This is a genomic window from Sphingobium phenoxybenzoativorans, from assembly GCF_018286635.1.
Classification (GTDB): Bacteria; Pseudomonadota; Alphaproteobacteria; order Sphingomonadales; family Sphingomonadaceae; genus Sphingobium; species Sphingobium phenoxybenzoativorans.
Map to the genome: position 1 here is coordinate 556,327 of NZ_CP073910.1, position 12,087 is coordinate 568,413.

5 protein-coding genes and 1 tRNA gene are annotated in these 12,087 nt (G+C 65.6%); 2 read left to right on the forward strand and 4 right to left on the reverse strand.

Translation table 11 applies throughout. From position 1 onward, the window contains the following. Positions 1 to 25: 25 nt before the first annotated feature. Positions 26 to 1,849, forward strand: coding sequence for a glutamine--fructose-6-phosphate transaminase (isomerizing) (glmS, locus tag KFK14_RS02850; RefSeq protein ID WP_212609805.1), 1,824 nt, complete (start codon positions 26 to 28; stop codon positions 1,847 to 1,849). 18 nt (positions 1,850 to 1,867) lie between these two features. Here glmS and KFK14_RS02855 read toward each other — a convergent pair. Both KFK14_RS02855 and KFK14_RS02860 read right to left on the reverse strand, forming a co-directional pair. Continuing rightward, positions 1,868 to 1,943, reverse strand: a tRNA-Val gene (locus KFK14_RS02855). 58 nt (positions 1,944 to 2,001) lie between these two features. Further along, complete coding sequence (locus KFK14_RS02860) at positions 2,002 to 3,009, reverse strand: helix-turn-helix domain-containing protein (RefSeq protein WP_246524828.1); 1,008 nt, start codon at positions 3,007 to 3,009, stop codon at positions 2,002 to 2,004. Between the two features lie 320 nt (positions 3,010 to 3,329). Here KFK14_RS02860 and KFK14_RS02865 point away from each other — a divergent pair, with 320 nt between their 5' ends. Continuing rightward, positions 3,330 to 5,090, forward strand: coding sequence for a DUF885 domain-containing protein (locus KFK14_RS02865; RefSeq protein WP_212609806.1), 1,761 nt, complete (start codon positions 3,330 to 3,332; stop codon positions 5,088 to 5,090). Between the two features lie 557 nt (positions 5,091 to 5,647). On the opposite strand, the gene KFK14_RS02870 is transcribed toward KFK14_RS02865, so the two are convergent. Then, complete coding sequence (locus KFK14_RS02870; protein ID WP_212609807.1) at positions 5,648 to 9,838, reverse strand: translocation/assembly module TamB domain-containing protein; 4,191 nt, start codon at positions 9,836 to 9,838, stop codon at positions 5,648 to 5,650. Further along, positions 9,838 to 11,964 (reverse strand): autotransporter assembly complex protein TamA, encoded by a 2,127-nt coding sequence (locus tag KFK14_RS02875; RefSeq protein WP_425516651.1) that lies wholly within the window; start codon positions 11,962 to 11,964, stop codon positions 9,838 to 9,840. The genes KFK14_RS02870 and KFK14_RS02875 overlap by 1 nt, the downstream gene beginning before the upstream one ends. Between the last annotated feature and the right edge of the window lie 123 nt (positions 11,965 to 12,087).

A 12,087-nucleotide genomic window follows, 5' to 3' on the forward strand; every position in this document is an offset into this window, starting at 1 on the left:
CCAACTTTGCGAGGCGCTCCCTTCCATGTGCGGTATTATCGGAATCGTTGGCAATTCCCCCGTCGCCGACCGTCTGGTCGATGGCCTGAAGCGGCTCGAATATCGCGGTTATGACAGCGCGGGCGTCGCAACCGTGTTCGAAGGCGCGATCGAACGCCGCCGCGCGGAGGGCAAACTCGCCAATCTGGTCAAGGTGCTGGAGGGCCATCCGCTGCCCGGCGACATCGGCATCGCCCATACCCGCTGGGCAACCCACGGCGCGCCGACCACCAGCAATGCGCACCCCCACGCGACCAATGAAGTGGCGCTGGTCCACAACGGCATCATCGAGAATTTCAAGCCGCTGCGAGACGAGCTGATCGGCCGTGGCCGCACCTTCGCCAGCGAGACGGATACGGAGGTCGTCGCGCATCTGGTGAGCGAACTGGTGGAGCAGGGCGCGTCGCCGAAGGAGGCAGTCGCACAGGTGCTGCCGCGCCTCCACGGCGCTTTCGCGCTCGCCATCCTGTTCCGCAGTCATCCCGATCTGCTGATCGGTGCGCGTCTCGGCTCACCGCTGGTCGTCGGTTATGGCGACGGTGAGACCTATCTGGGGTCGGATGCCCTCGCCCTTGCGCCGTTGACCCAGCGCATCGCCTATCTTGAGGAAGGCGACTGGGTCGTCATCACCCGCGAAGGGTCGGAGATTTTCGACAAGGACAATAACTCCGTCGAACGCCCGGTGACGATCTCCGGCGTGACCGGCGAACTCATCTCCAAGGGCAATCATCGCCACTATATGCTCAAGGAGATTTACGAGCAGCCGGTGGTCGTGGCGCAGACGCTGCGTTCCTATATGCGCCGGATCGACGATCAGGTGTCGCTGCCGATCCCGGACTTCGACCTGTCGGCGATCCGCCGGGTGACGATCGTCGCCTGCGGCACCAGCTTCTATGCGGGCATGGTCGCGAAATACTGGTTCGAACAGTTCGCCCGCATCCCCGTCGACATCGATGTGGCGAGCGAGTTTCGCTATCGCGAGCCGGTGCTGGAGCCGGGCGGGCTGGCGCTGTTCATCAGTCAGTCGGGCGAGACCGCCGACACGCTTGCCGCACTGCGCCATGCGCGGGCGGAGGGGCAGAAGATCGCCGTGGTCGTCAACGTCCCCACCAGCACGATGGCGCGCGAGGCCGACCTGCTGTTGCCGACCCATGCCGGTCCGGAGATAGGCGTCGCCTCGACCAAGGCGTTCACTTGCCAGCTTGCCGTGCTGGCTGCGCTCGCCGCGAACCTGGCGCGGGCGAAGGGAAGGCTCAGCCCGGAAGAGGAAAAGAAGGTCGTTCGTCATCTTGCGGAGGCCCCCGCCGCACTCAACGCCGCGCTTGCCTATGACGAGGCGATCGAAAGCATGGCGGGCGTCATCGCCGGCGCGCGCGACGTGCTGTATCTCGGCCGTGGTCCCGATTATCCGTTGGCGCTGGAGGGCGCGCTGAAACTCAAGGAGATCAGCTATATCCATGCCGAGGGCTATGCCGCCGGCGAGATGAAGCATGGCCCAATCGCGCTGATCGACGATGCCGTGCCGGTGATCGTCATCGCGCCGTCAGGCCCGCTGTTCGAAAAGACCGTGTCGAACATGCAGGAGGTGCAGGCGCGCGGCGGCAAGGTCGTGCTGATCTCCGACTATGACGGGATCGCGGCGGCGGGCGACGGTTGCCTTGCCACCATCACCATGCCAAAGGTCCACCCGCTGATCGCGCCGCTCGTTTATGCCGTGCCGGTGCAACTCCTCGCCTATCATGTCGCGGTGGCGAAGGGCACGGACGTCGACCAGCCCCGCAACCTCGCCAAGTCGGTGACGGTGGAATAGGCCATCGATATAGGGGAATGGTGGGCGATGACGGGCTCGAACCGCCGACATTCTCGGTGTAAACGAGACGCTCTACCAACTGAGCTAATCGCCCCCAGGGCACTGGCTATCTAAGGCAAAGCGCCGTCGGGTCAAGCGCCGAGTGCGCGGGATTACAGTTCGTCACGCAGTATCCGCCGCCGCGCCACATACCATTGGGTGATCGCCGCGGCCGCGTCATCCGACAAGGCGATGAACACCCGTCGTCCGTCCGCCGGGTCGGCCTGCCGCAGGAAAATCCCCCGGTCGGTAAGCTGGCGTATCCATCGCAGCGCCGTCGTCGGCGGGACGGCGGCGGCGATGCACAGGCTGGACACGGACACCTGCTCCCCCGAAAGGCGCGCCGCCATCAGGTCGAGCAGCATGTCCCAGGCGGGGTCGGCGAACATGTCCGGCGGTAGGAAATGGTCGCGCAATCGCCGCGTGCGCAACAGAGCGCGGATATGGCCCGCGGTCAGCTCGTCGCCCATCGGCGCCAGCGATGCGGCGGCGGGCTGCGCGACATAGCCGCCCTGCCGTTCGGCCAGCCAGCTTCCCTCCGGGCGCTGCGACGCCTCGCTGCGTTCGGTAAGGACATCCAGCGCGCGGGCGATGCGGCCAACCTCCTCGCTCAGCCGGTCGATCCGTGCGGAATCGCCCTCACGCCCGATGTCGCGCAACAGGGGATCGCGCTCGCGCATCCTCAGCCCCAGCGTGATCGCGGCGGCCAGTTCCGTGTCGCGCGGATCGCACAGCCATTGGGTCGCAGGCGCGCGATGATGGGCATAGGCGATGTCCAGGCAATCCATGCTGGTCACCATCACCAGCGCGGCGTCGTTCGCCGCCGCCATCGCATCCAGCCTTGTCAGCAGGCCCGGCAAGGCCGCATGCGGCCGCGCGCAGCACAGGACGATCATGTCGACATGCGCGATGCGGTCGAGCCGGATCGCCGCCTCATCCATGCAGACCGACCCCAGCAGGCGCGCGCCAACCGCTGTCGCGGCGGCCTCCAGGCATCCCCATGCATCGGGTTCGGCGATCATCAACAGGGTGGGCCGGTCGTCGGCGCACAGCGCGATATCCTGCGTCATGAACCGGGCGGCGGGATGATCCGCCGGCAGCAATATCTCATCGCCCTTCATGCCCGTACCCCCCGATCCAGATCCGCCATCCGCTTTCGATCGATTATGGAAGGAACGCGGCCCGGCGTCGCAAACCGCCTCCTCCATAATGGAGGAACAGCACCGCCCCGGACCCGGAAAGGGTGAGTGAAATGCGGCCTGTTCCTGTCCGTAACGGTTCTAACCTCCCCAAATCCATCCAGAATGGCGGTGGGGAATATCTTCTCCAATATGGACAATGTTCCTTATATGTTCTTTCTTTCCTTCTGTCGATGATCAATTGCGCCTTGCCCGCGAAAGCATGGAGGAGGAGGATACCGCGCTGTCTACGGAGTATCGTCATGCGCAAAATCGTCGCCGCTCTCCTGCTCGCCGGTGCAACGCTTCCCGCCGTCGCCCAGACCGGATCAGGCGGCTCTCCCGCGCTCAAGGGCGTGATCGAGGATCATTGGCGTTGGTGGCTTTCGGTCAATCCGGTGGAGGCGACCGGCCTTGGCGTGCGGGACTATGATGATCGCATCGACGACCTGAGCCTTGCCGCGCGGGACGCCAATGCAAAGACCGAAAAGGCTTTCCTGTCGCGGCTGGAGGCCATTCCCGATTCGGGCCTCAGCGCCGACGAACGCACGAACAAGGCCGTGCTCTCCTGGATGCTCGGCGACGATATAGAGGCCAATCGCCATGGCGAGCGGATGATGCTGTTCACCACCTATTATGGCTGGCAGCAGGGTTTCGCCGACATGGCCGACAATCTGCCTTTCTACACCCGCGCCGATTATGAGAGCTATCTGAAGCGCCTTTCGCTATTCCCGGCGCAGAATGGGCAGGGCATCGCCATCACGAAGCGTGCGGTGAAGGAGGGCTATGTCCAGCCCTGTTCGGTGCTTGGCGGCTTTGCGGACACGATCAGCGCCACCGTAGCAGGCAAGCCGGAGGACACGCGCTTCTACGGTCCGTTCCTGCGCAACCGCCCGCGCGATATGAGCGAGGCGGACTGGACGGCGATGAAGGCGCGCGCGGTCACGGTGATCCGCGACGTGGTGACGCCTGAATATGTCCGCCTGCACGATTATATCGCGAAGGATTATGTCCCCCATTGCCGCAAGACGGACGGCGCGTCGGCCATGCCGGGCGGGGCGGCCTGGTATGCGACGCAGGTGAAGGCGCATACGACGACCGGCCTGACGCCGGATCAGATCCACGCGATCGGCCTGTCGGAGGTCAAGCGCATCCTGCTGCGCATGGATGAGGTTGCGAAGAAGGCGGGATATGCCGACCGCGCCGCCTTCATCGCCACGCTGCGCACCGACCCCAAATATTATGCCAAAACGCCGCAGGAACTGCTGAACGCGGCTGCGTGGCAGGCCAAGACGATCGACGGCATGCTGCCCCGCTATTTCGGGCGGCTTCCGCGCCTGCCCTACGGCGTCCGGGCGATCCCGGCGGAAACGGCGGAAGGAACGACCACGGCTTATTATGGGCCGGGCGCGCCGGAAAGCGGTATTTCCGGCACCTATTTCGTCAACACGTCAAAGCTGAGCCAGCGTCCGCTGTGGGAATTGCCGGCCCTGACCGCGCATGAGGCTGTGCCGGGCCATCACAACCAGATCGCCTTGCAGCAGGAACTGGACTTGCCGGATTTCCGCAAACACGCGGCCGGTTTCACCGCCTATGTCGAGGGGTGGGCGCTCTACACCGAATATCTGGGTGAGGAGATGGGCCTGTACGACACGCCGGAAAAGATGATGGGGCGGCTGAGCTATGAGATGTGGCGCGCCTGCCGTCTGGTCGTCGACACCGGCATCCATGCGAAGGGCTGGACCAAGGCGCAGGCCGTCGCCTTCATGAAGGAGAATAGCGCGCTGTCCGAAGCGAATATCGATGCGGAGGTGAACCGCTATATCAGTTGGCCGGGGCAGGCGCTCGGTTACAAGCTGGGCGAGATACGCATCCGCGAGCTGCGGGCGAAGGCGGAGGAGGCGCTGGGTCCGAAATTCGACCTGCGCGTCTTCCACGACGCGGTGCTGGCGCAGGGATCGGTGCCCCTCGACGTGCTGAGCGGCCGGATCGACGCGTGGATTGTGGGGCGGAAGCAGCTTTAGGCCAGTATTGTCCCCCGCTCCGTTCGGGCTGAGCGAAGTCGAAGCCTTCCACTGAGCGTAGCGAAGTGCCCTCACTACGTTCGGGCGAGCCCTTCGACTTCGCTCAGGGCGAACGGAATTGAGATAATCTGCTCAACCCACCGATAACCCGGAAAAGCGGAACCCATGTTCCAGCGGCAGCGCGGTCTCGCAGACGGCGCATTCCGCCACAACCCTGCCGACAAGCCACTGGCTCTTGCCGCAACCGGGGCAGGGGTTAGACGCAGCCTTGCGATAGAGGATGGTGTGGCCAGCGGCCGGGGGTCGGGATTTGCGCGTGGGCGCGGGACATGTCTGGATGTTCAAGGCCGGTCCTTTTCTCTCCCCATGCTAACACGCCAACAGGCGGAAGTTTCCGTGCCGGTGTGACACCAAGCATCGAAAAAACGGGAAGGAATCCTGAGCAGCGGTGAACTTGGGTCAGCGTGCTCCTGCAAAAGCAGGAGCCTAGTTCAGACCGCGGGTCTGGGCTCCTGCCTGCGCAGGAGCACGTCATCATGTAACCGGAGCTCCGCCTCTCAATAATCCTTCGAATAGCGCAGATTGGCCGAAGTGCCCGTCGTGCCGCCGGTCTGGGACAGGATGCTGAGCGCCTTGGACAGCGCCACCTCAAGCTGCGTCGCGGTGAAGCCCTTCGCGTCGGTGATGATCTCCACATAGACATTGTTGGTCAGATACTGCCCCGCCGCCAGCGCCGTGCCGCGCCCCGTCGCGCTGTCGGAGCCGAGGATGCGCAGGCGGTCGACGCCGGATGCGCCCTGCAGCTTGCCGAGCGGGTTCAACCCGCCACCCCCGCCGCGCAGGCCGTTGAGCGCGGCGGCGAGCTGGATCGCCTGCGTCGCGGACAGGTTGCTGACATTGCTGCCAAACAGAATGCGGGACAGCACCTCGTCCTGCGGCAGGCTGGGTACGGAGGTGAAGGCGATTTCCGGGTTCTGCGCGGTGCCGGTCACGTTGATCGCGGCGACGACCTTCTCGACATTGGTGGTGGCGGTGATGAAGATCGCCGGATTGGTCATCGCTCCGCCGGTGAAGTCGATCTCGCCGCGCGTCAGTTCGAACCGCTTGCCGGAGAAGGTATAGGTGCCGCGCACGATCTGCACCTTGCCCACCACGCGCGGATCGGCGGTGGTGCCGGTGACGCGCATGTCGGTTTTCCATTCCGATTCCAGCCCCATGCCGGAAACGTAGATCTGGTTGTCGGCGCGCACCCGGATGTCCAGCTTGAACAGGCTGGGCGGCGCGGCGGCGGCGGGCCGTGCGGTGATGTCCACCTGCTGGTCCTTGCGCCGCACGCCTTTCAGGTCGCGGACCTGCGCGCCGCCCTGCCAGGCGACCTGATAGCGCAGTTCGGGTATCCGCAGATCGCCGGACACCAGCGCACCGTTGGCCTGGCTGTTGGTGATCGCCATCTTGCCGCTGACGATAGTGCCAAGGGACTCGCTCCGGGCGAGGCGGGCGTGGTCCAGCGTCACATTGATGTCCATCGGGAAACCGCTTGCGGCGGCGAGGCCGACGGTGCCGCTCGCCTGCACCGTGCCTTCGCCCGCCTTGCCGCTGAACTGGCGTATCTCCAGCCGGTCGTTACTGAAACGCCCGTCCAGCCGCATGTTCGTCACCTTGGTCCCGAACGTCTCATTCTCATATGTCAGGGCATTGGCGCGGATCAGGCCGTTGACGCGCGGGTCGCTGGCCCTGCCGCTGAAATCGGCGGCGAGCGCGATCCCGCCCGTCAGTTGCTGGTCCGGCTGTCCGGCGAAGGAGAACAGCACATCCGCCGGGCCGTTATAGCGCACGCCGCCGCCCAGCGGGGCCGCCATCAGCCTTTCCGTCCAGCTCCCCTCGCTGCCCACCGGCTGCATCGTCATCACCAGCCGCCCCAGCGCCGTGCCGTTCTTACGGATCAGCGCGCGCAGGTCCGCGCCATTCTGCTGCAGCTTGCCCTCGACGCTGATCGCCACCGGGTCGGACACCGCCGTCAGGCTGGACCGGGTGAAGTCCGCGATGTTGAGGCGCGCGGTCGCCGCCGGGAAGGCGTTGCCGCTCTGTACGAAATCCACGGTCCCGGTCGCCTTGCCGCCGATCCCCAGGCCCGGCGTGAAGATGTTGGCGACGGCCAGGTCGAAATCCTTGAACCGCGCCTGCGCCTCCGTCCTGTTGCCGAACCGTCCGGCAATGTCGATCGTGCCCTGCGGCGTGACGATCTGCGCGGGTTCCAGACTATATCCGTCCCTGCTGCTGCGGATGATTGCGGGCTTGGCCAGGCGGAAGTCGATCCGATCGGCGCGGCCGTTCAGCGCTACGGCATAGAGGTTGGGGCGTAGCGCGGCGTTCACGGCCAGGGTGAACGGCACCCCGCTATTGCCGTCCGCGACAAGCTGCGCCGTGCCGCGCCCGCCGCGATAATTCACCTTGCCGCGCGCCTGTCGGATGACCAGACCGCCATAACGGGTGTTGGCGAACTGGGCGTCGGCCACCACCTGCGGCGTGTCGTACAATATGACCGAGGCATCGATTAGCGCACGGCCGATCACCACGTCATTGTCGCCGGGCAGCTTCGCATTGCTGGCTGTCGCCTTCACCGTCGCGCTCTGCTTGCCGGACAGGCTGGCGAGTTGCACCGCGCCGTTGATCCCCGATCCGTTGAGGCTCAGCCTGCCCGCAAACGGTCCCGCCTGCGTCTGTTGCAGCGTGCCCGCCATATCGACGCCGGCAAAACGCGCGCGGCTGATGTCGATGGTCAATGGCCCCTTGGCCGTGCGAACCAATATATTGGCGAAGAATGGCCCATATTCCGACCCGCCGGTCGCCTCCAGCCGGTATCCGGCCGCTTCGCCGTTCAGCTTCGCGACGACATCGGTCAACTGGACGCCGACATTGGGCCGGGCGGCGCGCAGCACTGCCTGCGGCCGGTCGACCGTGCCGCGCACCGTCAGCGCCAGCGGCCCATATTGCCGGGAATTGGCGGCGGTATCGAAGGCGATCGCGCCGTCAGTCTCATATCGCCCGCTGCCGGACAGGATTGTGAAATTGGGCGCGCCGCCCTTCAGTTCCGCCAGAGTGAAGTCGCCCTCCGGCGTCATGCCGACCTTTCCGCTGAAGATTGCATTGCCGCCCAGAAAATCGCGGAAGGACGCATTTTCAAGCTGCGACGTGCGTACGCCGAACCGCCCGCTGATGCCGAACCCGCCCTTGGGACCAGGCTCCAGCTTCGCGTCGGTCGTCAGGTTGACGATACCTACCCCGTCGATCCGGTAATCATTGACCCGACCTTTCAGCGCGCCGCGATACAGGGCGTTGGGAATATCGGCGAGCACAAGGGCGGTCGCGTCGATCTTGTCGCTGTCGATCTTCAGATTGTCGCTGATCAGCTTGCCGCCCGCATAGGCGAAATCGCCCTTCACCCGCAAATTGGTGAGCAGCCCGCCCGCCGCCGCGTTCAGCCCGGTCACGCGGCTGGCGGTGGCGTTGACGGGGATGCGAATGCGGTCGGCGTCGATCACCGCGCGGCCGCTGGCTTTCAGATTCTCGATCCCCGTCGCGTCGAAGGCGATCTGCCTCGCTGAAATGTCATAGTCGATGAACGGCGTCGCCATCGGCCCGTCCAGGATTACCGACGCCCGCACATCCTGCCCGCGCACCTTTTCCATGATGGCGCCGGGGGTCAGCAGCCGCGCGTCGATCTTCAGCGCGCCGAACTTGCTCTGGCCAAGGTCGATCAGCCCGTTCGCGCTCGCCGCCAGCGCGTCGGACTTGAGCGACGCGCGCAGATTGACCCGCCGTTCGGCCAGCGCGGCCGTCATGTCCACGTCCAGCGCCGGCGCGGTCAGCCGCTGGACCGGCCCCTCCATGATCAGGCCCGGACGAAGCGGCCCTTTCGCGGTGAAAGTGCCGTCCCGCGCCACCAGCGCCACCGACGCCAGCTCGCCCTTCGGCGATGTCGCGACCAGCCGCCCGGCCCAGCTCTGCCAGCTTCCCTTGCCGTCCAGCTTCACCGTCATCTCGTCGGTCAGGCCGCCCATGCGCGCGACCACGCCGCCTGCGGGCGCATAAAGCTCGCCCTGCATCGCCAGCCGGTTCTGCGCGGGCACGGCGTCCAGCTTCGCTGTCAGCCGGTCGCCACTGTCGGCGCGTGCATTCGTCTCCAGTTGCGCGCGCCCGTCCGCGACATGGGTGCTGCCCCTGATCGCGACGATGCGCCGCTCGCCCGTCACCGCCCGGCCCAGGATCAGCCGGTCGATCGTCAGCCGGTCGACGTCGATGTCGAGGTCGGGCAGCAGCGGCGCATTGGGGTCGCTCTCCACCATATTGAACTGCGGCAGGCGCGAGACCGCGATCAGCGGCGCGGTCAATTCGCTGACGCTGATATGGTTGTTGAGGTAGCGGAAGGGCTTCCACACCACCTTCACCTGCGGGCTGACGGCGAATATGCCCTTGGGATCGCGCAGGATGAGGTTGCGGATCGTCATGTCGCTGTAGATCGACCCGTCGATCCGGCCGATCTCTATCGCCATGCCGGATTCCAGCTTCAGCGCCCCGATCTCCCGCACCAGGAAACGCTTGCCCGGCGCGGTGTTAAGGCCAAGCAGGATCAGGCCGATCAGCACGACAAGACTCACGACGCCGATGCCCGCCCATTTGGCGATCCGCTTCCATAGCGGCGGCTTGTCCGGCGCGGGGCGTTCCGCGATGGCTTTTTCCTCCGCCATCAGAAGGCCTGCCCTATGCCGATGTAGAGCGCGAACTTGGACTCGCCCGGCTGGCGGTTGATCGGCATGGCGATGTCCGCACGGAACGGCCCGAAATTGGTGTAGAAACGCCCGCCAATGCCCGCGCCGAAACGGATATCGGAAAATTTGGGCATGCTGGAATCATAGACCTGGCCCGCATCCACGAACGGCACGATTCCGAAATTGCCGAAGCGGTAGCGCGCCTCCAGCGCGAACTCATTGACGGACCGGCCGCCGATCGGATCGTTGTTCGCGTCCTTCGGCCCCAGTTCCTGATAGCCGAAGCCGCGCACCGATCCGCCGCCGCCCGCATAGATGCGCCGGGACGGGGCGATGTCCGCGCGGCTGACGCCGGTGATCGTCCCTACCCGCGTCCTCGCCGCGATCACTATGCTCTCTGATACGGGATAATAGCCCGACAGGTCGAACATCGCCCGGACATAGGGCGAGACATTGCCCTGCAATGATGCCTCCGGCGACACGCGCAGGGTAGCGCGATACCCCTTCGTCGGGTTGAGCAGGTCGTCCGACCGGTCATAGCCGATCTGCGCTGGCAGCGCCCCGATCAGGTAGGTCAGCCGCCGCGTCTCCCCGGTCGTCTCGTTCAGCGTGGTTTCGTTTGATCCCAGAATCTCGAAGCCATAGGACCATGTCCACCGCTTCTGGAATATCGGCGTGGAGGCGCGGGATATGCTGCCGCTGATCCCGGCGGTGAACGCCTCGTAACTCGCATAATTCTGGTGGCTGAGGTTGACGCCCGCCTGCACCGTCCGGTCGCGCTTGCCCGCATTCGCCCGGCGGAACGTCGCGCCGATCCCCTGTTCCTGCGTACCGCCGACGCCGGTCAGGATCAGCGCGCCTTCCGGCGGGAACAGGTTGCGGTGGGTCCAGCTTCCCTGCGCGCGGAACCCCTGGCCCGTGCCATATCCCGCCTCGCCAGCGAGCGTCCGCGCGGGTCCGGCGTCCTGCTCCACCTGCAGCTCGACATATTCGGTCCCGTCCGGGCCGGGCTGGCCGGTCGGCTTCGGCTCGACGGACACGCTGGAAAACAGACTGGTCGCGACCAGCGCCTTGCGCAGGTCGTCCACCTTGCGGCTGTCGTACAGTTCGCCCCGGTCGAACCGCGCCAGCACGCCGATATGCTCCGCATCAAATGCCAGGTCGCCGCTGGTCGTGATGCCGCCGAAGCTGCTGCGCGGCCCGGTGTCGACCGGCAGGGTATAGTCCCCGGTCAGCGTCTGCCCGTCCAGCGCGATGTCCCGGTCGCCCAGCTTGACGAAGGGATAGCCCTGCCGGGGCAATTGCAGGCTAACATTCGCCTCTGCTCCCTCGATCCGTTCGGTCGTGATCGTGTCGCCGGATTTCAGCGGCAGCGACTTGCGGATCAGGTCCGGCGGCTCCGTCGCCTGCGCCTGCACGACGATCTCGCCCAGCACATATTGCTTGCCCGGCGTCACCGTGACGATGGCGTTCAGCGGTGGATTGACAGGAGAGGGCCCTCCCTTGGACTTGTCCGCCGTCGCCTGATCGACTGTGGACAGGGCCGACGCATCGAAATAGCCCGCCGAGTGTAGCAGGCGTATGGCCAGCGCCTCATCCTCCCGCGCTCGCGCCAGCACCATCGCGGCGGTATCCGCCTTCCCCTTGCCCTTGCGCAGGGCGCTCAACTCGTTGAACTCATCCTCCAGCCCGGTCCCTTTGAAGCCCTCGATCGCTATTGTGTAGGCGATGGCGTCCGGCGCATCCGGCGTTGGATCGGCGGCGACCTCGACTGGCGTCACGTCGAACCCGTTCAGCGGCGCGAGCGGCCTGGTCAGCTCCATATCCTCCGGCGGCGCGGTTTCGGGGGGAAGCGTGGGCGCGGGCGGCGTATCGGCGGCCGCCTTGTCCATAAATTCATCGACACTGGGCAGGGGCGTCTCCTGACCGTCGCTGATCGGCGGCAGGCGCTGCTCGAAACTGTCGTTGGGAATGATCGGCGTTTCGTCCACGGCCGGGGACGATGCCCCGTTCTGCGGTGGCGCATCCTGCGCGTGCACCGGACAAGCCTGTCCCGCCATCGCCACCGCAATGCAGGTGCCTAGCCCGGCATCAATAATCCGCATCGCTCGCGAAACGCCCCCATGCTGTCCCGTTTTTCGGGCAGAGGCTCGACGCAATGCCGGGAAAACGTGAAAGGGATACGTTCCGGCAGGCACGTTAGTTCCCAAAGAAAAGCCGCTCATCAT

Excerpts from the sequence above, each read along its gene's own strand:
- glmS (WP_212609805.1), top strand. The coding sequence starts at position 26 with ATGTGCGGTATTATCGGAATCGTTGGCAATTCCCCCGTCGCCGACCGT.
- KFK14_RS02860 (WP_246524828.1), bottom strand. The coding sequence starts at position 3,009 with ATGAAGGGCGATGAGATATTGCTGCCGGCGGATCATCCCGCCGCCCGG.
- KFK14_RS02865 (WP_212609806.1), top strand. The coding sequence starts at position 3,330 with ATGCGCAAAATCGTCGCCGCTCTCCTGCTCGCCGGTGCAACGCTTCCC.
- KFK14_RS02870 (WP_212609807.1), bottom strand. The coding sequence starts at position 9,838 with ATGGCGGAGGAAAAAGCCATCGCGGAACGCCCCGCGCCGGACAAGCCG.
- KFK14_RS02875 (WP_425516651.1), bottom strand. The coding sequence starts at position 11,964 with ATGCGGATTATTGATGCCGGGCTAGGCACCTGCATTGCGGTGGCGATG.